This is a genomic window from Profundibacter sp. (assembly GCF_965277155.1).
GTDB lineage: Bacteria > Pseudomonadota > Alphaproteobacteria > Rhodobacterales > Rhodobacteraceae > Profundibacter.
Map to the genome: position 1 here is coordinate 295,166 of NZ_CBDIBV010000014.1, position 22,791 is coordinate 317,956.

The 22,791-nt window shown below is 57.0% G+C and carries 24 protein-coding genes and 3 pseudogenes; 10 read left to right on the plus strand and 17 right to left on the minus strand.

The window, feature by feature from the left end; genetic code table 11:
- Positions 1-82 precede the first annotated feature (82 nt).
- A complete protein-coding gene (locus ACQY4M_RS22355) occupies positions 83-1,663 on the plus strand; it encodes a gamma-glutamyltransferase family protein (RefSeq protein ID WP_428549007.1) in 1,581 nt (526 codons plus the stop codon).
- Here ACQY4M_RS22355 and hspQ read toward each other — a convergent pair.
- Positions 1,660-1,986 carry a heat shock protein HspQ gene (gene hspQ / locus ACQY4M_RS22360; RefSeq protein WP_118943725.1) on the minus strand — a complete coding sequence of 109 codons (327 nt, stop codon included), beginning with the start codon at positions 1,984-1,986 and terminating at the stop codon, positions 1,660-1,662. The genes ACQY4M_RS22355 and hspQ overlap by 4 nt on opposite strands.
- Positions 1,987-2,143: 157 nt before the next feature.
- Here hspQ and ACQY4M_RS22365 point away from each other — a divergent pair, with 157 nt between their 5' ends.
- From ACQY4M_RS22365 to ACQY4M_RS22375, 3 genes are all read left to right on the plus strand, one after another.
- Positions 2,144-3,370, plus strand: a complete 1,227-nt coding sequence (locus ACQY4M_RS22365) for an IS256 family transposase (RefSeq protein ID WP_428539582.1) — start codon at positions 2,144-2,146, stop codon at positions 3,368-3,370.
- Complete coding sequence (locus ACQY4M_RS22370; RefSeq protein WP_428549010.1) at positions 3,312-3,548, plus strand: DUF2474 family protein; 237 nt, start codon at positions 3,312-3,314, stop codon at positions 3,546-3,548. Before ACQY4M_RS22365 ends, ACQY4M_RS22370 begins: the two co-directional genes overlap by 59 nt.
- A gap of 483 nt (positions 3,549-4,031) precedes the next feature.
- The gene (locus ACQY4M_RS22375) at positions 4,032-5,024 is read left to right on the plus strand and encodes a hypothetical protein (RefSeq protein WP_428549013.1); all 993 of its coding nucleotides are present in this window, start codon (positions 4,032-4,034) and stop codon (positions 5,022-5,024) included.
- Here the strand turns inward: ACQY4M_RS22375 and ACQY4M_RS22380 are convergent.
- The 5 genes and pseudogenes from ACQY4M_RS22380 to ACQY4M_RS22400 all read right to left on the minus strand — a co-directional run.
- The gene (locus ACQY4M_RS22380; RefSeq protein ID WP_428549016.1) at positions 4,943-5,710 is read right to left on the minus strand and encodes an SDR family NAD(P)-dependent oxidoreductase; all 768 of its coding nucleotides are present in this window, start codon (positions 5,708-5,710) and stop codon (positions 4,943-4,945) included. The two genes, ACQY4M_RS22375 and ACQY4M_RS22380, sit on opposite strands and share 82 nt — an antisense overlap.
- Positions 5,707-6,477, minus strand: a complete 771-nt coding sequence (locus ACQY4M_RS22385; RefSeq protein ID WP_428549019.1) for an ABC transporter ATP-binding protein — start codon at positions 6,475-6,477, stop codon at positions 5,707-5,709. The genes ACQY4M_RS22380 and ACQY4M_RS22385 overlap by 4 nt, the downstream gene beginning before the upstream one ends.
- Positions 6,474-7,330 (minus strand): annotated as a pseudogene (locus tag ACQY4M_RS22390) (ABC transporter ATP-binding protein). The gene ACQY4M_RS22385 and the pseudogene ACQY4M_RS22390 overlap by 4 nt, the downstream one beginning before the upstream one ends.
- A complete protein-coding gene (gene nikC / locus ACQY4M_RS22395) occupies positions 7,327-8,256 on the minus strand; it encodes a nickel transporter permease (protein WP_428549022.1) in 930 nt (309 codons plus the stop codon). The pseudogene ACQY4M_RS22390 and the gene nikC overlap by 4 nt, the downstream one beginning before the upstream one ends.
- Positions 8,253-8,534, minus strand: a pseudogene (locus ACQY4M_RS22400) (ABC transporter permease subunit); the annotation flags it as partial. The gene nikC and the pseudogene ACQY4M_RS22400, both read right to left, overlap by 4 nt.
- 68 nt (positions 8,535-8,602) lie before the next feature.
- Here ACQY4M_RS22400 and ACQY4M_RS22405 point away from each other — a divergent pair.
- Positions 8,603-9,735 (plus strand): IS3 family transposase gene (locus ACQY4M_RS22405; RefSeq protein WP_428539245.1). Its coding sequence is split into 2 segments (ribosomal slippage): positions 8,603-8,855 and positions 8,855-9,735, totalling 1,134 coding nucleotides; the frame shifts between segments, so codons are not numbered across the junction.
- 76 nt (positions 9,736-9,811) lie between these two features.
- Here ACQY4M_RS22405 and ACQY4M_RS22410 read toward each other — a convergent pair.
- From ACQY4M_RS22410 to ACQY4M_RS22420, 3 genes and pseudogenes are all read right to left on the minus strand, one after another.
- Positions 9,812-10,069: a hypothetical protein gene (locus ACQY4M_RS22410; protein WP_428542939.1), complete on the minus strand. Its 258-nt coding sequence runs from the start codon at positions 10,067-10,069 to the stop codon at positions 9,812-9,814.
- A pseudogene (locus ACQY4M_RS22415) lies at positions 10,070-10,537 on the minus strand (ABC transporter substrate-binding protein); the annotation flags it as partial.
- A gap of 175 nt (positions 10,538-10,712) precedes the next feature.
- Positions 10,713-11,561, minus strand: coding sequence for a hypothetical protein (locus ACQY4M_RS22420; RefSeq protein ID WP_428549025.1), 849 nt, complete (start codon positions 11,559-11,561; stop codon positions 10,713-10,715).
- Between the two features lie 199 nt (positions 11,562-11,760).
- Between ACQY4M_RS22420 and infC the strand changes: the two genes are divergently transcribed.
- The gene (gene infC / locus ACQY4M_RS22425) at positions 11,761-12,306 is read left to right on the plus strand and encodes a translation initiation factor IF-3 (RefSeq protein ID WP_118942060.1); all 546 of its coding nucleotides are present in this window, start codon (positions 11,761-11,763) and stop codon (positions 12,304-12,306) included.
- Positions 12,307-12,355: 49 nt separating this feature from the next.
- On the opposite strand, the gene ACQY4M_RS22430 is transcribed toward infC, so the two are convergent.
- The 8 genes from ACQY4M_RS22430 to ACQY4M_RS22465 all read right to left on the minus strand — a co-directional run bounded on the left by ACQY4M_RS22430 (position 12,356) and on the right by ACQY4M_RS22465 (position 19,356).
- Entirely contained in the window at positions 12,356-12,676 is a 321-nt protein-coding gene (locus ACQY4M_RS22430) for a hypothetical protein (RefSeq protein WP_428542933.1), read from the minus strand.
- 180 nt (positions 12,677-12,856) lie between these two features.
- Positions 12,857-13,639 (minus strand): FAD binding domain-containing protein, encoded by a 783-nt coding sequence (locus ACQY4M_RS22435; RefSeq protein WP_428542930.1) that lies wholly within the window; start codon positions 13,637-13,639, stop codon positions 12,857-12,859.
- Positions 13,640-13,653: 14 nt separating this feature from the next.
- Positions 13,654-16,017: a xanthine dehydrogenase family protein molybdopterin-binding subunit gene (locus ACQY4M_RS22440; protein WP_428542927.1), complete on the minus strand. Its 2,364-nt coding sequence runs from the start codon at positions 16,015-16,017 to the stop codon at positions 13,654-13,656.
- A gap of 52 nt (positions 16,018-16,069) precedes the next feature.
- On the minus strand, positions 16,070-16,555 hold the full coding sequence (locus tag ACQY4M_RS22445; RefSeq protein ID WP_428542924.1) for a (2Fe-2S)-binding protein: 486 nt from the start codon (positions 16,553-16,555) through the stop codon (positions 16,070-16,072).
- 87 nt (positions 16,556-16,642) lie between these two features.
- On the minus strand, positions 16,643-17,611 hold the full coding sequence (locus ACQY4M_RS22450; RefSeq protein WP_428542921.1) for an XdhC family protein: 969 nt from the start codon (positions 17,609-17,611) through the stop codon (positions 16,643-16,645).
- Complete coding sequence (locus tag ACQY4M_RS22455; protein WP_428542918.1) at positions 17,608-18,075, minus strand: DUF1203 domain-containing protein; 468 nt, start codon at positions 18,073-18,075, stop codon at positions 17,608-17,610. Before ACQY4M_RS22455 ends, ACQY4M_RS22450 begins: the two co-directional genes overlap by 4 nt.
- Positions 18,076-18,213: 138 nt before the next feature.
- Positions 18,214-18,807, minus strand: coding sequence for a DUF6691 family protein (locus tag ACQY4M_RS22460; RefSeq protein WP_428542915.1), 594 nt, complete (start codon positions 18,805-18,807; stop codon positions 18,214-18,216).
- 3 nt (positions 18,808-18,810) lie between these two features.
- Positions 18,811-19,356 (minus strand): YeeE/YedE thiosulfate transporter family protein, encoded by a 546-nt coding sequence (locus ACQY4M_RS22465; protein WP_428542912.1) that lies wholly within the window; start codon positions 19,354-19,356, stop codon positions 18,811-18,813.
- 333 nt (positions 19,357-19,689) lie between these two features.
- Here ACQY4M_RS22465 and ACQY4M_RS22470 point away from each other — a divergent pair, with 333 nt between their 5' ends.
- From ACQY4M_RS22470 to ACQY4M_RS22485, 4 genes are all read left to right on the plus strand, one after another.
- Complete coding sequence (locus ACQY4M_RS22470) at positions 19,690-20,250, plus strand: lamin tail domain-containing protein (RefSeq protein ID WP_428542909.1); 561 nt, start codon at positions 19,690-19,692, stop codon at positions 20,248-20,250.
- Between the two features lie 94 nt (positions 20,251-20,344).
- Positions 20,345-21,571 (plus strand): IS256 family transposase, encoded by a 1,227-nt coding sequence (locus tag ACQY4M_RS22475; protein ID WP_428539582.1) that lies wholly within the window; start codon positions 20,345-20,347, stop codon positions 21,569-21,571.
- A 71-nt stretch (positions 21,572-21,642) separates the two neighbouring features.
- Positions 21,643-21,816, plus strand: a complete 174-nt coding sequence (locus ACQY4M_RS22480; RefSeq protein ID WP_428542906.1) for a hypothetical protein — start codon at positions 21,643-21,645, stop codon at positions 21,814-21,816.
- Between the two features lie 63 nt (positions 21,817-21,879).
- A partial coding sequence (locus tag ACQY4M_RS22485) for an IS256 family transposase (protein ID WP_428542903.1) occupies positions 21,880-22,791 on the plus strand: 912 nt, incomplete at its 3' end.

Consider the following 22,791-nt stretch of genomic DNA (forward strand, 5'->3'; position numbering starts at 1 on the left):
AGGACTACTCCCCAAATTTCAAATTGGAATTGCCCCTGATCCGTCCTAGGTTGTGCTTTGCATACTGCAAAGGAGACACAAGATGCGTGATTACCACCTGCCGGGCCGTTCTACCGTTTATGCCAGCAACGGAATGTGCGCAACATCACACCCCTTGGCCGCAAAGGTTGCGGTGCAGATGCTGGAAGCGGGTGGAAACGCTGTGGACGCCGCGGTTGCCGCTGCTGTTTTGTTGGGCATTTGCGAACCCCAAAGCACCGGTATAGGCGGTGATTGTTTTGTTCTGCTGAAACCGGCAGACAGCGAAGAAATTGTGGCACTGAACGGATCGGGCCGCGCGCCGGCCGGACTATCAGCGCAAAAACTGCGTGACACAGACCATAAAACCATTCCCCTTGGCAGTCCCGATGCGGTGACCATCCCCGGTGCGATCGACGCCTTTTGCCGCCTGTCCAAAGACTGGGGCAAGATCGGTCTAAAGGCATCGCTTGCGCCTGCAATCCATTACGCCGAAACCGGTGTGCCGGTCGCACCGCGTGCCTCGTTCGATTGGGCCGGAAATGCCGAACGCCTGCAAGGGGCCGCGCGGAAATATTACCTGAACGACGGTGCCCCCCTGACCCCTGGCCAGATTTTTCGCGCGCCCGGCCAGGCCGAGGTTCTGCGCCGCATATCCACCGATGGCCGTGACGGATTTTACGAGGGCGAAGTGGCCGAAGACATGGTAAATTCCCTGCAAGCAATGGGCGGAACCCACATGCTGGACGATTTCGCTGCCACCGCCTGCGAATACACCGATCCGGTCAGCGGGCAATACAAGGGCTATGAGCTGGTGGAACATCCGCCCAACGGCCAAGGCGCAACCGCCATTCTGATGGCAAAGATCCTGACCCATTTCGACCTGCCCGCGCTGGACCCCTTTGGTGCCAAGCGCGCCCATCTGGAAGCCGAAGCTGCCAAACTGGCCTATGATGCGCGCAATCGGTTCATCGCCGATCCGGCAATGACCACCCGTCTGGACCACATGCTGGCCGATGAAACTGCAACCAAACTGGCCGCGCTGATTGATCCTAACCATGCAATGGAAAACCCCGCCGCGCTGTCGGAAAACGTGCATAAGGATACGGTTTACCTGACTGTGGTCGACAAGGACCGGATGGCGGTTTCCCTGATCTATTCGATCTACTATGCCTTTGGATCCGGCCTTGCCTCGGACAAGTTTGGCATCAATTTTCAGAACCGGGGTGCCGGTTTCAACCTGATCAAAGGCCACCCCAATGAGGCGGGTGGCGGCAAACGCCCGATGCACACAATCATTCCGGGGATGCTGAAACAGGGTGGCAAAGTGATCATGCCCTTCGGCGTGATGGGCGGTGCCTATCAGCCAAACGGCCATGTGCGGTTTATGACCAATATGGTTGATTTCGGCCTGCACCCCCAAGCCGCCATCGACGCCCCGCGCAGTTTTTCAGACGAAGGCGTGATGAATGTCGAACGCGGTTATCGCGATGCTGTGCGTCAGGAACTGGCCGATATGGGCCACAAGGTGGTGATCCCCAAAGCCGCATTGGGCGGCGCGCAGGCAATCCGCATCGACCATGAGGCAGGTGTACTGATTGGCGCGTCGGACCCGCGCAAGGATGGCTGTGCTTTGGGGTATTAATTTAGCTGGAACTGTAACGGATACTGCCCGTCCTCGAAATCACCAAACAGGTCGGGCAGGTCGGGGTGGCTGACCGGCTCGCCGGTATAGTCGGCGACAAGGTTCTGTTCCGACACATAAGCCACATAATAGCTTTGGTCATTTTCTGCCAAAAGGTGGTAGAATGGCTGATCCTTGTTCGGGCGCACCTCTTCGGGGATAGCCTCGTACCAGTCCTCGGTATTGGCGAACATGGCATCCACGTCAAAAACCACCCCGCGGAAGGGATGTTTCCTGTGGCGCACAACCTGGCCCAAATGATATTTCGCACGCGATTTTAGCATTGCTTTTCAGCCCCCATATCCCGTTATTAATACCGGAACGGGTGCCTGTCCATGCAGGGGTAGTGTCGCGAGTTTGGTGGAAATTCGAGGACGGCGTAATCTCCGGGTGCATCGAAGCCACCCAACCGGCGGCTGGAACCGCCAAGGAGATCACGCCATGACAAAGAATACAGCAACATCGACATCCGCGCTACTGGCCAATGAAGCAGGCTATGACCCGATTGAAGACCGGCTGCGCCAGAACATCCGCGCGACGATCGAGGCGGTTTTCGAAGAGGAGCTGGAGCAGTTTCTGGGCCGTTGCCGGTATGGCCGCAGCGGCGGGGCAAAGGCCGGATACCGCCACGGGCATCGCGAGCGGCAACTGGTCGGAACATTTGGAACCGAAACGGTGCGCGTGCCGCGTGCGCGGATCACAGGCGAGGCCGGCAAGGCCAGAGAATGGCGCTCGAAGGCATTGCCCCGCTACCAGCGGCTGACGAAGAAGGCCGAGGCGCTGATCGCTGCTGTCTACCTTTCGGGCACCAACACACGGCGGGTAAAACGCGCCCTGTTCGGCCTGTTTCAGGGGGCGGTCAGCAAGGATGTGGTGAGCCGCGCCTGGCGCAAGGTGAAGGTGGACTGGCAGGCGTGGTGCGCCCGCAGCCTTGCGGATGAAGACATCGTGCGGCTGATCCTGGACGGCACCGTGATCAAAACGCGGATTGACAGGAAGGCCACCAATATCTCGGTTCTGGCCGCGATTGGCGTGCGCCGGGATGGGCAGAAGGTCTTGTTATCACTGATGAACATGGGCGGCGAAAGCACCTCCGCCTGGCGTCAGTTCATCAACGATCTGGATGCGCGCGGGTTGAAACGGCCCGAATTTGTCATCGTGGACGGGGCACCGGGACTTGAGGTCGCTCTCATTGCCCTCTGGGGTGAAGATCTGCCGATCCAGAGGTGCACGGTGCACAAGCACCGCAACCTTCTGGCCAAGGCACCCAAGCGTATGCATGATGAGTTGACAGAAGATTACCGCGACATGATCTACGCCAAAACACCCGAGGAAATCGCCACCCGCCGCAAGGCATTTCTGCGAAAATGGCGGCTGAAATGCAAGGCCGTCGCTGACAGCTTGGAAGAAGCAGGAGATAAGCTTTTCACCTTCACGCGTCTGCCACAAGGCCAGTGGAAATCGGCCAGAACGACAAATGCGATCGAACGCCTGAACGAGGAATTCCGCCGCCGCATCAAGACCCAGACCGTGCTGCCATGCGCCGAGACCGTGCCGATGCTGCTTTGGGCTCTGATGGCCTCGGGGCAGATCGTCATGCGAAAGGTCGATGGCTGGGAAACGCTCGCTCAGCCCGTCGCCGACGCAACCCTTGACCAAGCCGCCTGACCGGCGCATAACTCAACCCGCTCGGAGGTGCCTGAAATCAATTTCCACCACTTTCGAGACACAACCCCAACACAGCCTTATCCGCCGCCTGCTCTGGTTTGCCGGATTGTGGATTGCCAGCGTAACGGCCCTGACGATCGTTGCCTTTGCCATTCGGCTAGCGATTGGAACGGGTTAAAGGCACGCCTTTAAATGCATCTGAAGCAACGGGTATGACGACTGGATACCGGTAACTCCCGACACACCCGTTCTTTATCCAGACCACACGGCAGGTTGCGCATGCGTCCGAGGGGCATGTTTATGCGGGGCCGCTTTCGGATGGCTATTGGGTGGATGCCGCTGATCTTCTGACTGGCGACCGTTTGCTGAATGATGACGGCTCATGGGCCGAGGCGGTTTCGTCCGAGGTTTTGGCCGAGCCAATCACTACCTCCGCATTGCCGCCAATCCCACGTCGGTGGTTTCAAACCCGCCATCGGCTGCCACCACTTAACCGATGGCAAAGCTGGTCTTGCCGGAACTCAGGAACATAATCACCTGCGCAATTTCCTGTAGAGACGGTTGCTTTTCTTAACATCCTGTTAAATATGGTGTTGATTACCTTATTAAATGTGTACGGCAACTGCCGTACTAAGCTGTACACAGGAAAGCAGGAAACAAAATGGCTGCTGTAAATAAATCGGCAATTGAAAGGTCCTCGGAAGCATGGAGGAATACACTTACCCGTGCGGGCGCAGAAGGCGGTTTTTATAGGGAAGTTGGGCCGCAACACAAAGCGGTCTTCATTCGCAAGGGCCCGATTCTTGTGGTGAGTTTTGACAATTTGGACGACATTCGCCAGAAAAGTGACCGCCTGCCTTGGGGCGTTGAATTTGCCACCTCAAAGGGCTGGTCAACACTTGGTCTGCTGGCACATGGCCCAACCTGGTATCGGGACGAAGCGGTTTTCGATTTTTTTGAATCCCTAGCCAAAGACGGCTTTTTTAAACAGTTTGAAAAGGTGGTTTTTTACGGCACTTCGATGGGTGGATATGCCGCCTGTGCCTTTAGCGCTGTTGTACCGGGGTCAACGGTGATTGCAGTAAACCCACAGGCCACGCTGAACCGCGAGGTCGCCAGCTGGGAACAAAGGTTTCGGCTCGCATGGCGCAAGGATTTCAACAGCCGTTATGGTTTTGCACCGGATATGATCAAAACAGCCGAAAGGGTGTTCCTGTTTTACAACCCGACCCTGATGGCCGATGCGATGCATGCGGCGCTATTTCGCGGGGCGCAAGTAACCAAAATCAAATGCCGTTATATGGGTCACGGGATACTTTCCGTCTGGCAGAATATGGGCGTGTTGGGGAAAATTATCACCGGTTGCGTCGGGGGGACGCTTGACAGGGTTGGGATTTACAAACTGTTGCGGGCACGCAAGCATTCGACCCTTTATCAGAAAATGCTGTTAAACCATTTGGTTGCAACCAGGCAACACGCGCTAACCATCACTTATTGCAACGCAATAATGTCCAAACAGTTCCGACCACATTTTAGAAATGCCCGCCAGAATGCACTTCAGGCGCTAAAATCTCAATCAGCCACGCCAGTGGCCCGCAAAGCTGCCAAGCCAACACCTGATGCTTCAAACCCGCCATCGGCGGCCACCACCTGACCCGTGACAAAGCTGGCCTTGTCCGAGCAAAGGAACACAATCACCTGCGCGATTTCCTCTTCGGTGCCATAGCGGTTTAACGGCATGGCCTTGTAATAGGCCGCGCGAATTTCGGGGCTGTGGACGGCGATGGCCAGTTTGGTGGCCACCGGGCCGGGGGCGACGCAATTGGCGCGGATGCCGACTTCGCCCAGTTCCACGGCCTGTTGTTTGGTCAACTGGATCACTGCCGCCTTCGAGGTGCCATAGGCCACCCGCAATGTGCTGGCCCGCAGGCCTGAAATTGACGCGATGTTGACGATCGCGCCGCCCTGTTTGGCCATATGCGGAATCGCCGCCTGGGAACACAGGAACACGCCGTCCAGATTGGTTTCCATCACTGTGCGCCATGTTTCGAAATCGGTTTTGCCAATGGGTTCGAATGCAGCCACACCGGCATTGTTGACCAGCGCATCAATGCGGCCCATTTCGTCGATCACCCGCGCTACCATAGCATCCACCTGATCGGGTTGTGACACATCACAGATGATCGGCAAAACGCCCTCCATCCCGTCGGCCACCTTCATCAATTCATCCGCGTCACGGTCAATCATCGCCACGCGGCGGCCCTCGGCCAGAAACAGGCGGGTGGTGGCAAGCCCGATGCCGCGCGCGGCACCGGTGACAATGGCGGTTGTGCCCCTCATGCCGATTGCGCCGCGTTGGGGTTATAGCCGAACGACGAATCCAGCAGGTGTTTGGTGTAGGGGTGTTTGGGGTTCATCGCCCGCATATCTTCGACCGTCATTACCTCGACAATTTCACCGTTCTGCATCACCGCTGTTGCGTCGCACATATGCGCGACCACGGCCAGATTGTGCGACACCATCAAATAGGTCAGCTTGTGTTCCTCGCGCAGGTCCGACAGCAGGTTCAGCACTTCGGCCTGCACCGAGACATCCAGCGCCGAGGTGGGTTCGTCCAGCAGTATCACCGATGGTTCCGGTGCCAGTGCCCGCGCAATCGCCACCCGTTGGCGTTGTCCACCGGACAGTTGGTGCGGATAACGGAAGCGGAACGCAGGCCCAAGGCCCACATCGTCTAGCAGTTTCATGATGCGATTATCGATGTCCTTGAACCCGTGCAGCGACAGGGTTTCGCCCAACACCTGATCCACCGAATGGCGCGGGTGCAGCGATGCGTAGGGGTCCTGAAATACCATCTGCACGTCTTTGTAGAAATCCTTGGGTCGCTTTTTACCCAGCTTGAAATCACCCACCTGAATGGTGCCCGACCACGTTGGCGCAAGGCCCATGATGGCGCGTAGGATCGTTGATTTGCCCGAGCCGCTTTCCCCGACCAAGCCGAAACTGGCGCCGCTGGGCACATCGAATGTGGCCCCTTTGACGGCGTCCACCCTCTCGGCCCCGTCGCCGAACCAGACGTTCAGGTTTTCAATATGTATATGGCTCATGTCCGACCACTCACGCTTTCGGCGATACGCCATGTTTCGTCACGCTTCAGCACTTCCAGCCTATCCTTTGGATGACGGATATCCGGCAAAGACCCCAGCAATCCGCGGGTATAGGGATGGGTGGCCTGCTCCAGCTTGTCAGCCTCGCATACCTCGACCACGCGGCCGGCATACATGATCAGCACACGGTCGCAAAAGGACGAGACCAGCTTCAGGTCATGACTGATGAAAATCAGCCCCATGCCGCGTTCGCGCACCAGCCGGTCGATGATCGACAGCACCTGCGTTTGCACCGACACATCCAGCGCCGAGGTGGGTTCATCGGCAATCAGGATTTCCGGTTCTGTCACCAGCATCATCGCAATCATGATCCGCTGGCCCATACCGCCGGACATCTCATGCGGATAGCTGCGCATCACCCTTTCAGGGTCGCGGATCGACACAGCTTCGAGCATTTCAATCGCCTTGGCCCATGCCGCCTTTTGCCAGCCCCGGTGTGGAAGCGGTAGATTTCCATGATCTGGTCGGCAATCGTCATCACAGGGTTCAGCGAAAATTTGGGATCCTGCATCACCATCGAGATTTTCTGCCCGCGCACCCGCTGCATTTCCTTTTCCGACATGCCCAGCAAATCCTGGCCATGCAGTTCCATCTTGTCCGCCTCGACCCGTCCGGGCGGGCGGATCAGACGCAGGATGGCGCGGCCGGTCATGGATTTGCCCGAGCCGCTTTCGTCCACAATGCCAAGGCGTTCTTTGCCAAGGGTAAAGGACACGCCGCGCACGGCTTCGAATTCGCCCTGTCGCGTCGGGAAGGTGACGCGCAGGTTTTTGACATCCAGAAGCGGGGTCATGAGTGGCCTCCTTCTTTGGGATCCAGAACATCACGCAGACCGTCACCCAACAGATTGAACGCCAACGAGACGGTAAAAATGGCAAGGCCGGGCATGGTGGCAACCCACCAGTGATCCAGAATAAACCGCCGCCCTTCGGCAATCATCGCACCCCATTCGGGGCTGGGGGGCTGTGCGCCAAGCCCAAGGAAGCCAAGGCCGGCAGCGGCCAGAATAACACCGGCCATATCCAGCGTGACCCGCACGATCAGCGACGAAATACACAGCGGCCAGATATGGCGCGTGATAATCCGAAGGGCATGCGCACCTTGCAGTTTTATGGCGGCGATATAATCCGAATTGCGGATGGTCAGGGTTTCGGCCCGCGCGATCCGCGCATAGGGGGGCCATGCGGTTAGCGAAATTGCCAGCACCGCGTTTTCGATACCCGCCCCCAAAGCCGCCACAAAGGCCAGCGCCAGAACAAGGCGGGGGAAGGCCAGGAAGATGTCGGTGATCCGCATCAGGATGGTATCGACCCAACCACCGGTATAACCGGCCACCGTGCCCACCAAAAGCCCGACAATGGGCGCAATCATCGCCACCAGCGCCACAATATACAGCGTGATCCGCGAGCCATAGATCATCCGGCTAAGAATATCGCGGCCCAGACTGTCGGTCCCCAGAATATGCCCCTCCGTGCTCGGTGGCTGCAATCGGTCGCCAAGGCTTTGGACAAACGGACTCATTGGGGCCAGCAGGGGTGCGGCGGCGGCGATCAGCACCAGCAACAACAGGATGCCAAGTCCGATCATCGCCATCGAGTTGGATTTCAGCGTCAGCCAGCCCGAATACAGCGCCGCAAATTTTGCGTGCCGCCGCGAGGTAGGCGTATCGGTCATCAGCCATTCGCGCAGGGTTTGTTTTTGTGTGTTTGTGTCCGTCATTTTGCCGCCCTCGGATCAAAGAACCGATACAGCAGATCGGAGAAAATATTCAACAGCACAAAGATCAGGCCAATAACAACCGTACCGCCCAGCACTGCATTCATATCGGCCGACAACAGCGCCGTGGTGATATACTGGCCAATCCCCGGCCAGGAGAAAATCGTTTCGGTCAGCACCGCGCCCTCCAGCAGGTTGGCGTAGCTTAAGGCAATCACCGTGATCAGCTGCACCTTGATATTGCCAAAGGCATGCCGCCAGACAACGGTGCGTTCGGGCAGACAGAGGTGGTCGCGGAAATTCGGACCAGTTGTTAAGGTGGATCGACTTATGAGAAAGACGATTCAAAATGACGAAACGAAAGAACCATTCTCCCGAATTCAAAGCCCGCGTTGCGCTTGAAGCAATCCGCGAGGAAATGACGATGGCGGAGCTGTCGAAGAAGTATGGTGTGCATCCAACCCAGATTGGCACATGGAAACGAGCAGCGATTGAAAACATGGCCACGGCATTTTCCAGACGGGGCCGTGATCCTGATCGGGTTGATGAAGCCCAGATTGAGAAGCTGCACTCCAAGATTGGTCAGCTGGTCGTGGAACGGGATTTTTTAGCCAACGCCTCGCAACAGTTGCTCGGGAAGCGAGGCAAAAAATGGTGAGCCGTGAGCATGATCTGAGTGTGCGACGACAATGCGGGCTACTTTCTCTGGCGCGCTCGAACCTGTATTACCAGCCAAAAGGCGAAAGTGCTGAAAATTTGCGGTTCATGACAATAATCGACAAGCAATTCTTGCAGACGCCGTGGTATGGATCACGGCAAATGGCCCGGCACATGCAGCGCCAAGGTTACAAGTGTGGTCGCCACAGGGTCCGCCGTTTGATGCGGCTGATGCGGTTGGTTCCGATCTACCAGACGCCCAACACGAGCAAGAAACATCCGCAGCATAAGATCTACCCGTATCTGCTGCGAGACCTGACGATTGATCGTCCAAACCATGTGTGGTGCGTAGATATCACCTACATTCCGATGCAGCGCGGGTTCCTCTATTTGGTCGCGATCATGGACTGGCACAGCCGCAAGGTTTTGAGCTGGAGATTGTCAAACAGCATGGAGGCAGATTTTTGCGTTGAAGCCCTGAAAGAGGCTATGGCCAAATACGGCAAGCCCGATATCATGAACAGCGACCAGGGCAGCCAGTTCACCGGGTTTGAATGGACGCAGGCGCTGAAAGAAGCCGACGTGAAAATCTCGATGGATGGCAAAGGTCGCTGGGTCGATAACCGGATGATCGAGCGGCTTTGGCGATCCTTGAAATACGAATGCATTTACCTCAACGCATTTGAAACGGGTTCGCAGACCCGCGCCGGGATCGGGAAATGGTTGGCTTACTACAACACCGAGCGCCCGCATTCCACCCACGGAATATTGACCCCGGATGAAGCCTATGACAGAAAAACAAAACCAATGAGTTTGGCAGCCTAAATGAAACCCTGATCCATCTTAAACTGGCTGCTGACTGGTCAAAAAAGTGGGACCACCTCTCGGGGGAATCCCGATGTTATGCAGAGGTCTTAAGGATTGGTTTATCCAGACCCATGGCATGATAGGCAGCATCATAGGTTTCTTTGGAGGCCCGTTCGCCCACAATCGAAATCACAGGGTCAATTGGCATCACGCGGCCAATGATAAAGGTGACAAATGTCAGCCCCAGCATAGTGATAATCACAGACCCAATTGTTTTCAGGATTGTGGCATAAACGGACGAGGAAAAGGGCGACTTGCGCCGCCCGTTTCCGTTATTTTCAACGACCGCCATTTACTTGGTGACCGGCCAGTAGGACACAGCGGTAATCGCGCCGCCCAGATTCAGGTTCTGCACGTTTTCACGGCGACCTGTCTGTTCGACCTTCTGGAACAGAATGGCGAACGGGGCTTTTTGCAGGAATTCACGCTGGATTTCCTCGTACATGCCTTTGCGCACGTCGCGGTCGCCTTCAACAACAGCCGCAGCCACCTTTTCGGTCAGCCCGTCTGTATCCCACGCATTACGCCATGCCAAAAGGCCGGTTGCCTGCGCTTCGTCCGAATTGTCGGGGTTATAGGCGAAGGTGCCGGCGTTGGTGTGCGGATCAGGATAATCCGGACCCCATGCACCGATATACATGTCCAGTTCACGGGCACGATATTTTGTCAGGACCTGTTTGCCTGTGCCAACGCTCAGGTTCAGGGTGATGCCGGCCTGCGCAAATGTGTTTTGCAGCGACTGTGCAATTTCCAGACGTTCCTAAATACTGACCCGCAAGATTTGCCCAAACCAGAGAAAATACCCCGGTAACGATAAGCGGCGCGTTATTGCCCAGTATCGGCGGGGAATGGCCCATTTCACCTGCCAGACACAAAAACACCGCGCGAAAAGAAATTTTTTCGCGCGGTGTTTGATCTATCAGATTTGAAAAGGGTTACATGCCCAAGGCAGTTTTCACCTGTTCAATCACGGCTTTAACCATTTCCGGATTTTCGCCAGCCTTGTCGATAGCGGCTTTCAGCAATGTCTTTTTCATTGGGTCCAGATCGGAACCGTCAATCATCTCCCCAACTTTGGCAGCATCAAAACCATCGGCTGTCAGCAATGTTTCCTGCTCGGTTGGCGCCGGATCTTCGGACATATCTGCTGATGCAGAATCTGCTGCCATATTGCTTGTGCCTTCGGCGGGCGTTGACGCGGCATCAACAGCACCGGAAAGGGCGTTGGTGATTGCGTTTTCAGTGCTGCTTGCAGCGTCGGTAGCGGCTTCGGTTCCTTCGGCTGCTGCGGCTGCAGCCTCTTCAGCAGCTTTGGCTGCGGCAGCTTCAGCCTCGGCGGCAGCGGCTTTGGCGGCTTCTTCTGCAGCAGCAGCTTCTTCAGCTGCTTTCGCTTCGGCTTCCTCGGCGGCTTTGGCTGCGGCGGCTTCGGCCTCAGCTGCGGCAGCTTTGGCAGCTTCTTCTGCGGCGGCAGCTTCTTCAGCAGCTTTGGCTTTGGCTTCTTCTGCCGCTTTGGCAGCAGCGGCCTCGGCTTCTGCGGCGGCAGCTTTCGCGGCTTCCTCTGCAGCAGCAGCTTCTTCGGCTAACTTCGCTGCAGCTTCTTCTGCCGCCTTGGTTGCGGCTTCTTCTGCGGCTTTGGCCGACGCGGCAGCATCGTCAGCAGCTTTTGTGGCCGCATCTGTGGCCTGCTCCATCACCTCGCCAGTGCTGTTATTCCCTTGCGAATAAAAATAGATACCAGCCCCCGCAGCAATCAAAGCTGCAGCAATAAGTAATGATTTGTTCATCTTTAAACCCCTAGTTAACTTTCCGGCAAAAGCATCCGGACATCTGTGTGCTATGACAGATGCACAGCCATGTGAAAAGCAAGCAAGGGGGAATATAGCACATTATTGCTCATTTCAGGGCGAATAACACCTTGTAAGCGCGCGCGCGCCCGTCTATTTTCCGCATAAGACAAGGCTTCACAATCAAAGGATCAAAGTCATAGCCCGCAGACCACACAATGCCCCGCCACAGCGCGACACTGGCCCCCGCGTAAATGAACGCATCACATCCAAGGAAATCCGGCTTATTGGTGCCGACGGTGAAAACGTCGGGGTTGTTACCCCTGCGCGCGCCATGGATATGGCAGACGAGGCCGGACTGGATCTGGTGGAAATTTCGCCAAACGCCAACCCGCCTGTGTGCAAAATCATGGATTTCGGCAAGTTCAAGTATGAACAGCAGAAACGTGAATCCGAGGCACGCAAGAAACAAAAGACCATCGAGGTCAAGGAAGTCAAATTCCGCCCGAACACCGATACGCATGATTACGATGTGAAAATGCGCAATGTGTTCAAGTTTCTGGAAAACGGCGACAAGGTAAAGATCAGCCTGCGTTTTCGTGGCCGCGAAATGGCGCACCTTAATCTGGGCCGCGAATTGCTGGAACGGGTGGCCGAGGATGTCAAAGACCACGGCAAGGTTGAAAGCATGCCTCGGATGGAAGGTCGCCAGATGATCATGATGATCGGCCAACTTCCAAAGTAGGCAACGCTTTACAGTTTATAGAAAAGCCCTCGCATTTTGCGGGGGCTTTTTATTGCGCCCCTGCCACAGCACGATCCCCTCTCCACCACTTCCACGCATCCGGAATGTCAAAAGCCAGCGACAGCCCGTCCACGGCAAACAGCAGCCACAGATATTTCTGATAGCCACCTGTAACGGCGCCCAGAAGTGGCCAGAGAATCAAAAGCAGCGGAATCCAGATCAGCAGGTGCGGCAGGGCCATCATTTTCGACAGACCCCGCTCGGCCAGCATGATCGCAATATTCGGCATCATGCCACCTACCGCCAGTGCGGCAATCAGAATACCTTTGGGCTCGTTTAGAAATAGCAGAGACATCATATTGACAGGCACAAGGATTAGAGCGACCCAGATTTGCACCCAAGTTGGCAGGGATCGAAAGCTGTGCCATATATCTGTTATCAGTCTGATGGATCACCCTATCTAAAAATGCGCAAGCCCCGGACCTGATCCGGGGCCTTGCTGTTTGTTCTCACGGGCAGGCCCCGCATCCTATGCGGGGCCACAGCCCATTTACCCGATCGCGTTGATCGCGCGGCGTGTCATCACCTTGACCAGATGGGCGCGGTATTCCTTGGTGCCGTGCAAATCGCCGATCATGTTCATCGCGTTGATGTTCAAATCCATCAGCGCATCACTGCGGAACTCTTTGTTCAGCGCCGTTTCGGCCTCGGTCCAGCGGAACACACCGTCTTCGGATGCGCCCGTCACCGCCACCCGCACGCCATCGGCGGTTTTGGCTACGAACACCCCGACCAGCGCAAAGCGCGAGGCGGGCTGGTCGAACTTCTGGTAAGATGCAACCTCGGGGATGGGGAACCTCACCGCGGTGATAATCTCGCCATCCTCAAGCGCTGTGGTGAACATGCCCTGAAAATAGTCATCCGCCGCGATTTCGCGCGTGTTGGTGACAATGGTTGCGCCCGTGCCCAGCACCGCCGCCGGGTAACAGGCCGACGGGTCATTGTTGGCCAGTGATCCGCCAATGGTGCCACGATTGCGCACCGCCGGATCACCGATATTGCCCGCCAGAGCCGCCAGCGCGGGGTAATCCCCCTGCGCGGCCACTTCGACATGGGGTGTTGCCCCGCCGATGGTCAGAACACCGCCATCAGCAGATATGCCCTTCATCTCGGCAATACCCGACAGACTGACCAGTTTTTCCGGCGCGGCAAGGCGCTGTTTCAGCGTCGGGATCAGGGTTTGGCCACCGCCCAGCGCGGTTGCCTCTTTGTCCTTCAGCGCGGCGACTGCCTCTGCAACGCTTGAAGGGGTCTCTACATCAAATGCATACATCTCTCATTCCTCCTTCAGGATTGCATTGCTTGCCAAACGCGCGAGGGCGTCAGCGGCATGTCGATATGGGTGATATCCTGACCGGCCCGTCGCAAGGCATCGACAACGGCATTGACCACCGCGGGGGGGGATCCGATCGCGCCGGCCTCGCCACAGCCCTTCACGCCCAGCGGGTTGTGGGTGCAGGGGGTCTGGCAGGAATGATCAACCGTATAGAACGGCACATCATCGGCACGCGGCATGGCATAATCCATGTAGGAGCCGGAAATCAGCTGCCCGTCCTCGTCATAGACCGCGTGTTCCAGCAGCGCCTGACCAATGCCCTGCCCGATGCCACCATGCACCTGACCGTCAACGATCATCGGGTTGACGATATTGCCAAAATCATCGGCGGCGCTGAAGCGTTCAATCGTCACCTTGCCGGTTTCGGGGTCCACTTCGACCTCGCAGGCATAGGCACCTGATGGATAGGTAAAGTTGGCCGGATCATAGAATGCGGTTTCCTCCAGTCCAGGTTCAAGGTCTTCAAGCGGATAGTTATGCGGCACATAGGCAGCCAGTGTCACATCGCCCCAGGCAACCGATTTATCGGTGCCCGCAACGGTGAACTGTCCGTCTTTCAGCTCGATATCCCCTTCCGAGGCTTCCATAAGGTGGGCCGCAATTTTCTTGGCCTTGTTGATGATTTTTTCGGTGGCGCGCACCATCGCACTGCCGCCAACAGCCAACGAACGCGAGCCATAGGTGCCCATGCCCATCGGCACTTTGGATGTATCGCCATGCACGATGTCCACTTGCGATGCATCAATGCCGATCATCTCGGCAATCACCTGCGGAAAGGCGGTTTCATGCCCCTGCCCGTGTGAATGCGAACCGGTCATCACGCTGATTGATCCCGTGGCGTTCACCCGCACCGTGGCGCTTTCATATAGCCCCGCGCGGGCGCCCAATTGGCCTACAAGGTTGGAAGGCGCAATGCCGCAAGCCTCGATATAACAATTCACGCCAAGGCCGCGTAGTTTGCCGTTGTCGGCGCTTTCGGCGGCACGTGCCTCGAAACCGGCCAGATCGGCAATCTCGATCATCTTGTCCATCGTTGCATTGTAATCACCGGTGTCATATTCCACCGCTACAGGGGTGGCATAGGGGAATTCGGTGATAAAGTTCTGGCGGCGCAATTCAATCGGGTCTTTGCCGATTTCATAAGCGGCCTTGTCGATCACCCGCTCCAACTGGAACGATGCTTCAGGGCGACCGGCCCCGCGATAGGCGTCAACCGGCACGGTGTTGGTGAACACCGCCTTGACGTTCACATAGATCAGCGGGGTTTTGTAGTTCCCTGCCATCAATGTGCCGTGTAGCCATGTGGGCACGCTGGGCGCAAAGGTCGACAGATAAGCGCCCATGTTGGCGTGGGTATCTGTGCGCAGGGCAAGGAAATTTCCGTCCTTGTCCATTGCCAGCTCGATCTTGGTTACATGGTCACGCCCATGGGCATCCGACACAAAAGCCTCGGAGCGGCTACAGGTCCATTTCACCGGACGGTTCACTGCCTTGGCGGCGAAGGTGCAGAACGCTTCTTCGGCATAGTGGAAGATTTTGGTGCCAAAACCACCGCCCACATCGGGCGAGATCACCCGCAGTTTGTGTTCGGGAATTCCCAGCACAAACGCCCCCATCAACAGGCGGATCACATGCGGATTTTGCGACGTGGTATAAAGCGTATGTTCATCCGTGGTGCGGTCAAACATGCCGATCGCCACGCGTGGCTCCATCGGGTTGGCGATCAGCCGGTTGTTGCGCAGTTCCAGCGTGGTGACGTGGTGGGCGTTCTTGATTGCCTCATCCACGGCCTCGCGGTTTTCCTCGACAAAGCCCCAGTCGTAACACAGGTTTGACTCCAGTTCGTCGTGCACCTTGGGGCTGTCTTCGGCCAGCGCGGATTTCATGTCGATCACAGCGGGCAGTTCTTCCAGATCCAGCTCGATCGCCTCGGCAGCGTCGCGGGCCTGCTCCAGCGTTTCCGCCACAACCGCACACATTGGATCCCCTACATGGCGCGCCTTTCCGTGCGCCAGAATGGGGTGTTTGGGTTCCTGCATGGCGTTGCCAAACCGGTCAGTCACTTCCCAACCACAAGGCACACCGCCCACTTCGACAAAATCCTCGCCGGTGAAGATGCGGATCACACCGTCCATCTTTTCGGCGTCCGACGTGTCGATGCTGTTGATTTTCGCATGCGCCATTTCCGAGCGCAGGAAATAGACATAGGCCTGTCCATTTGCGTTAATATCGTCTGTATAATTTCCGTTTCCGGTTAAAAACCGGACGTCCTCGCGCCGTTTGGTGCTGGCGCCGATGCCTCCGTCTGCTGGCATGATTATTCCTCCCTGATATTCCGTGACGGCGGGGTAAACCCCGCCCTACCGCTTATTCTGCGGCGATGGCGCTTATGTCCTGACCGGATGCGGCCATGATTGCCTTGACAATGTTGTGATACCCCGTGCAGCGGCAGATATTGCCGGACAGATAGGCGCGAATTTCGGCCTCGGTCGGTTTGGGGTTCTCGGCCAGCAAGGATTTGGTGGCCATCACCATACCCGGTGTGCAGAAACCGCATTGCAGCCCGTGGTGGTCCTGAAAGGCCTGCTGGATGGTCGACAATGTGCCGTCCTCGTCCGCTTCGCCTTCAACAGTCGATACCTCGGCCCCGTCGGCCTCGATTGCGAACATGGTGCAGGATTTCACAAGCTTTCCATTGACATGCACGCTGCAAGCGCCGCATTGCGAAGTGTCACAGCCAACGTGTGTTCCCGTCAGCCCCAGCCCGTCGCGCAAGAATTGTGAAAGCAGTGTGCGCCCTTCTGCTTCACCGCTTACAGCTTTGCCGTTCACGGTCATGGTGACCTGTGTCATGGTCGTCCTCCCTTATGTTCTAATTAGAGGCGAGTAAAACACGGGGGCGACGGTTTGGCAAAATGAATCTTGCACGGCGGGTTGATGTTAGCCCGATTTGCGCAGGGTTTGGGTGATCTGTGCCATGATCGACAGGGCAATTTCGGCGGGGGATTTAGACCCGATATCTAGGCCCACCGGCGCATGAATTCGGGCGATTTCATCATCCGCGAAGCCTGCCGCCTTTAACCGGTTCACCCGTTTGGCGTGGGTGCGAGTCGATCCTAGGCTGCCGATATAAAATGCATCCGATCGCAGGGCGACGGTCAGGGCGGGATCGTCGATTTTCGGATCATGCGACAGGGTGACAACCGCCGTGCGCACATCCAGCCCTTGCGCTTGCAATGCTTCGTCCGGCCAGTCGTCTATGATTTCCTCGTTCGGAAACCGCGCCTTGGACCCGAATGCCGCGCGCGGATCGACCAGCACCGGATCATAACCGGCCAGCCGTGCCATCACCAGCAAAGGCTGGGTGATATGCACCGCCCCCACCATGATCATTTTCAGCGGCGGGTTGTGGATGGCAACGAATTCGTCGCCCTCGAAACCGGATTTGTCACTGCGAAACCGGTCGGGGAAACCGTCCTTTGTCGCCAGCCTGCGGGTTTGCGCATCAGGATTGACAACATAAGCCACCGGCACACGACCGGCGCGCGCGGCCACCAGTTCGGTTAGCATATCTTCGGGCAACACCGGGCCTATCGGCTCGATCATCACCCTGATCTTGCCGCCACAGGCCAGTCCGACGGCAAAGGCCTGATCGTCGGACACGCCAAATTCCATCATCCGCGGTTTGCCGTCCTCAAGCGCATCCATCGCCTCGATAATCACGGCGCCCTCGACACAGCCCCCCGAAACCGAGCCGGCAATTTCCGTATCCCCCGCAATCGCCAGTTGGCTACCGACGGGGCGCGGGGCCGAGCCCCATGTTTCCACCACAGTGGCCAGTGCCGCCCCGCGACCGGCGCGGTGCCAGTCAAGGGCGGTTTCGGGGATGTTGTCGAAATTCTGGCTCATGGGGTTCGGATGATCCTTAGGGTGAAGCAGTTGTTGGTGGCCGATCTTGCATCAACATAGGCAACCTTCGGGTCCGATAACAAGACCCCTGCGTAATCCTCGATTTCAGCGGTCGGGGTGATCTGCCCTGTGCCATAGACAATCCGGTTGTCCGCGCCATAGGCTTTCAGCAGACATTCCTTGCGGCTTACCAGGACCGGCGGCAGACCATCGCCCGTATAGGGCAAGCAATCAGCACATAAAAAGATCGGGCCGGTTTCGGCATAGGGCTGCGGGTCGGGAAACGGGCGGGCGGCACAAATCAGCATTTCGGCCCCCTTGGGGATGTCGGTCAGGCAATGGCGGCAGGGGTTGCCGCCGCCATCCGAAATCACGCGTTCAGCAGGCAAGCCATAAGCATCCGTGCCACCAGCGCGCAATTGCGCCACCCAATCGGGATCATAGGGTAGATAGGTCAGTTGCATCGGGGGTTCCTTTCACAAGTTGCCTTGCCATGCTGCCCCTTTCTGCCCGTTCGGACGACCCGAATGTTGTGCAAAAACGAAAACGGCCACAAGGTTTCCCCTGCGGCCGTTCACCCCGTGAGTGGGTTTTGGGCTTATTTATTCAGCCGGAACAGCGTCCGAAGGGGCGTCACCACCAACCAGTTTGTTTGGCAGGGCAAAAGCAACAACAATGAACGCAACGCCCAGCGCAATGCCAAGCAGATCGCCGGGGATGCCTGTCAGCCCTTCGAATTTCGAGCCGGGAACGGTGCCCAAAGTCACCTTGCCGCCACCGATTTTGTCGAACAGGAAGGTGCTCATGATCGAACCATAAGTCGCCATATAGGCCGCAGCGCCCAACAGGCCACCAGCGATAAAGAACAGCGCATCCTTACGACCGGAAGCAGCAGCAGCGACGCCGGTGCCGGGGCAAAAGCCCGAGAACGCCCAGCCAAAGCCCAGCAGCAGGCCGCCAACGAAAACGCCTACCTCGGCGGTTTTGACCGACATGTGGCCAACATCAACGAAACCGACCATCTGGCCGGCAAACATCAACACCGAGCCAACACCGATGGCCAACAGAATGGTTTTCATCAGGTGCAGGTTGGACAGATTCAGCATTTTGATGATCCAGTTCGGGTTCGTCGCCCCGATCCGGTCCAGAACAAAGCCAAACAGCCCGCCGATAACAAGTGCAAGAAAAACAGTCATGGCTTAGCTCCTTTTATACATGATCATGGCAGTCGGGATCGCGGCCCCGAATGCGCCCAGCGTGAACAGATAGCCAGATAGCGATGTCTGCATCAGGCCGCTCATCATATGGCCCGATGTACAACCACCGGCCAGACGCGCGCCGTAAAGCACGATAAAGCCGCCAACAAAGGCCGCGGCATAGCGCTTGGCCTTGCTGTCGCCGAAATTCGCGCGCCAGATTTGCGGCACGCTGCGTTCCTCGGCGCTTTCACGTCCGCGCGACAGGGCCGAAGCAGCAGCCCCCAGAACCATCGCAATTACAAAGACGAAGCTGTAGTTCAGCGGGTTTGCGGCGTGTTTGGCATATTTACCGTGGGATTTTGCCAGATAAGGGTTGGTCGAGGTATATTTGCCATCCTCGGTCTGTGTGATGACCGAGCTGTCAACAGCATTCCAGGCAATCCCGTCCAGGATCACGAACTGCGTTGAAACCCCGATCGGTTTAACAAGGAGTACGGCCAGAAAGAACACAATGCCCAGCGCCACCCCTCCTATTTTCCAGTCCATAAGCATGATTTATCCTTTTCACAGTTTGACGTATTCAAGATATTGAATGTCTTACGGTGGGCGATATGCGCCTTGCATTGACGGTTGTCAATAAAAAGGAAAAGAATTCTCTCAACCGCGCCAATTCACCGCAATCCATGGTTTACAAGCGGAATATTTGTGCAGAGAACACGCCTAACAGACATAGAAGTTCCAAAGCAACGAGCCAGCTTGAGCTGATTGCCCAAATCTGATAACCCTTCAAATTGACTAGGGAAATATCCCGTCGGGGTAAATTTAGTATAAAATAGTGATCAAGACGTCTTGATGCACAGTTTATTGTGAGTGGAAACTATGGCAGATCAGTTGCTAGGCGGCATTGTTATAAACGAGGTCCTGGTAGACCCGAACGGTGCAAACAATTTTGATACCGACGGCAACGGAACTGCCTCTGCGACTGATGAATACATCGAACTTGTCAATACCTCGAATGCCGCGATTGATATTTCCGGTTTGCAATTGTGGGATCAGGGCGTCGGGAACTGGTTTACCTTCCCCCCTGGCACCGTCCTGCAGCCTGGCGGTCATGCAATGGTCATTTCCGGTGTTCAGGCCGGCGGCAGCTTGCCAACAGGCGGGCCGGATGATTTGTTTTTTGATGCCGGGCGCGGTTCTGCTTTGATCAATAATGGCGGTGATAATATCGTCGTTTATGATCCCGCCAACGACGAATTCATTCAGGCAACATTCAACGGCGATGCTCTGGATGATCCAACGGCCACTTACGCCGGCTTTTCCGGCACGGCCACACGCGTCGGTGCGGGCGAGGATTTCGGCACCGACAACGACGGATTTTCGATTCAACGTTCACCGGATGGCTCGAATATTTTCGATAACAGTTCCACCCCGAGGTAGTGTCGCGAGTTTGGTGGAAATTCGAGGACGGCGTAATCTCCGGGTGCATCGAAGCCACCCAACCGGCGGCTGGAACCGCCAAGGAGATCACGCCATGACAAAGAATACAGCAACATCGACATCCGCGCTACTGGCCAATGAAGCAGGCTATGACCCGATTGAAGACCGGCTGCGCCAGAACATCCGCGCGACGATCGAGGCGGTTTTCGAAGAGGAGCTGGAGCAGTTTCTGGGCCGTTGCCGGTATGGCCGCAGCGGCGGGGCAAAGGCCGGATACCGCCACGGGCATCGCGAGCGGCAACTGGTCGGAACATTTGGAACCGAAACGGTGCGCGTGCCGCGTGCGCGGATCACAGGCGAGGCCGGCAAGGCCAGAGAATGGCGCTCGAAGGCATTGCCCCGCTACCAGCGGCTGACGAAGAAGGCCGAGGCGCTGATCGCTGCTGTCTACCTTTCGGGCACCAACACACGGCGGGTAAAACGCGCCCTGTTCGGCCTGTTTCAGGGGGCGGTCAGCAAGGATGTGGTGAGCCGCGCCTGGCGCAAGGTGAAGGTGGACTGGCAGGCGTGGTGCGCCCGCAGCCTTGCGGATGAAGACATCGTGCGGCTGATCCTGGACGGCACCGTGATCAAAACGCGGATTGACAGGAAGGCCACCAATATCTCGGTTCTGGCCGCGATTGGCGTGCGCCGGGATGGGCAGAAGGTCTTGTTATCACTGATGAACATGGGCGGCGAAAGCACCTCCGCCTGGCGTCAGTTCATCAACGATCTGGATGCGCGCGGGTTGAAACGGCCCGAATTTGTCATCGTGGACGGGGCACCGGGACTTGAGGTCGCTCTCATTGCCCTCTGGGGTGAAGATCTGCCGATCCAGAGGTGCACGGTGCACAAGCACCGCAACCTTCTGGCCAAGGCACCCAAGCGTATGCATGATGAGTTGACAGAAGATTACCGCGACATGATCTACGCCAAAACACCCGAGGAAATCGCCACCCGCCGCAAGGCATTTCTGCGAAAATGGCGGCTGAAATGCAAGGCCGTCGCTGACAGCTTGGAAGAAGCAGGAGATAAGCTTTTCACCTTCACGCGTCTGCCACAAGGCCAGTGGAAATCGGCCAGAACGACAAATGCGATCGAACGCCTGAACGAGGAATTCCGCCGCCGCATCAAGACCCAGACCGTGCTGCCATGCGCCGAGACCGTGCCGATGCTGCTTTGGGCTCTGATGGCCTCGGGGCAGATCGTCATGCGAAAGGTCGATGGCTGGGAAACGCTCGCTCAGCCCGTCGCCGACGCAACCCTTGACCAAGCCGCCTGACCGGCGCATAACTCAACCCGCTCGGAGGTGCCTGAAATCAATTTCCACCACTTTCGAGACACAACCTTGAAATGTTGAAATTGCGCTTCCTTGCTTCGCGCTTAGGGAGTGATCCACTTGCTGAGTGGGTTCGTTTTGAATCGGAAGGCTATCCAAATGATGCAGAACTACCCGACTATCGAATTCTCGGAGTGACCTATAAAGTGGATACTAGGAGTAATGCCCGAAAGTTGGTGATGGGGTGATTGGGTGGCATATCATGGCGGTGTTGACGCGCCGCGATTCTCAGAGAGAAAAGGATATGCCACATGGAAGACGATACTATTTTGGAGTTTACCGATCCAGCCGGAATTTCACCTGATCCGCTGACGGATATCTTGCGCAAAGGCGCGCGGGATCTGTTGGCACAGGCGGTCGAGGCCGAGGTTTGTGATCTGATGGCGCAACACGCGCATTTGAGGGATTCGGCCGGTCGCCAGCGCCTTGTTCGCCACGGATACCTGCCGGAGCGCGAGGTGATGACGGGGATCGGCCCTGTCCCGGTGAATGTGCCTCGGGTGCGTGATCGTGGCACGGGGGCGGAGAAGATCAGGTTCACCTCGACGCTTCTGCCGCCGTATCTGCGCCGGGCAAAGTCGGTCGAGGAGTTGTTGCCCTGGCTCTATCTCAAAGGTATTTCCACGGGTGATTTCGGCGAAGCACTGGCGGCCCTTCTGGGGCCTGATGCGGGTGGTTTGACATCGAGCACGATTTCGCGCCTGAAGGCGGAGTGGTGGGCAGAATACGAGCGTTGGAACCGGCGTGACCTGTCGGCCAAACGCTATGTGTATTTCTGGGCCGACGGGGTTTATTTCAAGCCGCGCACGGATGCTGACAAGCAATGCATGCTGGTGATCATCGGCGCGGACGAGTGGGGTAACAAGGATGTTCTGGGCCTCGTGGACGGGTATCGAGAAAGCAGCCAGAGCTGGCGTGAACTGCTGCTGGACTTGCAACGTCGTGGCCTCAGAAAAGCCCCTGATCTGGCCGTTGGTGATGGCGCGCTCGGCTTCTGGAACGCCTTGCGGGAGGTGTTCGGTGAGACCCGGGAGCAGCGCTGCTGGGTGCATAAAACCGGCAACGTCCTGAATGCCATGCCGAAGTCGCTGCAAGCCAAAGCCAAGGGCCATCTACAGGACATCTGGATGGCCGAGAACAAACGGGACGCCGAGGCCGCGTTC

What these genes read in the sequence shown, in the direction of transcription:
- ACQY4M_RS22435 (WP_428542930.1), bottom strand. Translation starts at nt 13,639, where the DNA reads ATGTATGCATTTGATGTAGAGACCCCTTCAAGCGTTGCAGAGGCAGTC.
- ACQY4M_RS22475 (WP_428539582.1), top strand. Translation starts at nt 20,345, where the DNA reads ATGACAAAGAATACAGCAACATCGACATCCGCGCTACTGGCCAATGAA.
- ACQY4M_RS22450 (WP_428542921.1), bottom strand. Translation starts at nt 17,611, where the DNA reads ATGAGCCAGAATTTCGACAACATCCCCGAAACCGCCCTTGACTGGCAC.
- ACQY4M_RS22365 (WP_428539582.1), top strand. Translation starts at nt 2,144, where the DNA reads ATGACAAAGAATACAGCAACATCGACATCCGCGCTACTGGCCAATGAA.
- ACQY4M_RS22455 (WP_428542918.1), bottom strand. Translation starts at nt 18,075, where the DNA reads ATGCAACTGACCTATCTACCCTATGATCCCGATTGGGTGGCGCAATTG.
- ACQY4M_RS22465 (WP_428542912.1), bottom strand. Translation starts at nt 19,356, where the DNA reads ATGGACTGGAAAATAGGAGGGGTGGCGCTGGGCATTGTGTTCTTTCTG.
- ACQY4M_RS22380 (WP_428549016.1), bottom strand. Translation starts at nt 5,710, where the DNA reads ATGAGGGGCACAACCGCCATTGTCACCGGTGCCGCGCGCGGCATCGGG.
- ACQY4M_RS22375 (WP_428549013.1), top strand. Translation starts at nt 4,032, where the DNA reads ATGGCTGCTGTAAATAAATCGGCAATTGAAAGGTCCTCGGAAGCATGG.
- ACQY4M_RS22355 (WP_428549007.1), top strand. Translation starts at nt 83, where the DNA reads ATGCGTGATTACCACCTGCCGGGCCGTTCTACCGTTTATGCCAGCAAC.
- ACQY4M_RS22385 (WP_428549019.1), bottom strand. Translation starts at nt 6,477, where the DNA reads ATGAGCCATATACATATTGAAAACCTGAACGTCTGGTTCGGCGACGGG.
- ACQY4M_RS22470 (WP_428542909.1), top strand. Translation starts at nt 19,690, where the DNA reads ATGGCAGATCAGTTGCTAGGCGGCATTGTTATAAACGAGGTCCTGGTA.
- ACQY4M_RS22440 (WP_428542927.1), bottom strand. Translation starts at nt 16,017, where the DNA reads ATGCCAGCAGACGGAGGCATCGGCGCCAGCACCAAACGGCGCGAGGAC.
- ACQY4M_RS22420 (WP_428549025.1), bottom strand. Translation starts at nt 11,561, where the DNA reads ATGAACAAATCATTACTTATTGCTGCAGCTTTGATTGCTGCGGGGGCT.
- ACQY4M_RS22445 (WP_428542924.1), bottom strand. Translation starts at nt 16,555, where the DNA reads ATGACACAGGTCACCATGACCGTGAACGGCAAAGCTGTAAGCGGTGAA.
- hspQ (WP_118943725.1), bottom strand. Translation starts at nt 1,986, where the DNA reads ATGCTAAAATCGCGTGCGAAATATCATTTGGGCCAGGTTGTGCGCCAC.
- ACQY4M_RS22410 (WP_428542939.1), bottom strand. Translation starts at nt 10,069, where the DNA reads ATGGCGGTCGTTGAAAATAACGGAAACGGGCGGCGCAAGTCGCCCTTT.
- ACQY4M_RS22370 (WP_428549010.1), top strand. Translation starts at nt 3,312, where the DNA reads ATGGCTGGGAAACGCTCGCTCAGCCCGTCGCCGACGCAACCCTTGACC.
- ACQY4M_RS22460 (WP_428542915.1), bottom strand. Translation starts at nt 18,807, where the DNA reads ATGACTGTTTTTCTTGCACTTGTTATCGGCGGGCTGTTTGGCTTTGTT.
- nikC (WP_428549022.1), bottom strand. Translation starts at nt 8,256, where the DNA reads ATGACGGACACAAACACACAAAAACAAACCCTGCGCGAATGGCTGATG.
- ACQY4M_RS22480 (WP_428542906.1), top strand. Translation starts at nt 21,643, where the DNA reads ATGTTGAAATTGCGCTTCCTTGCTTCGCGCTTAGGGAGTGATCCACTT.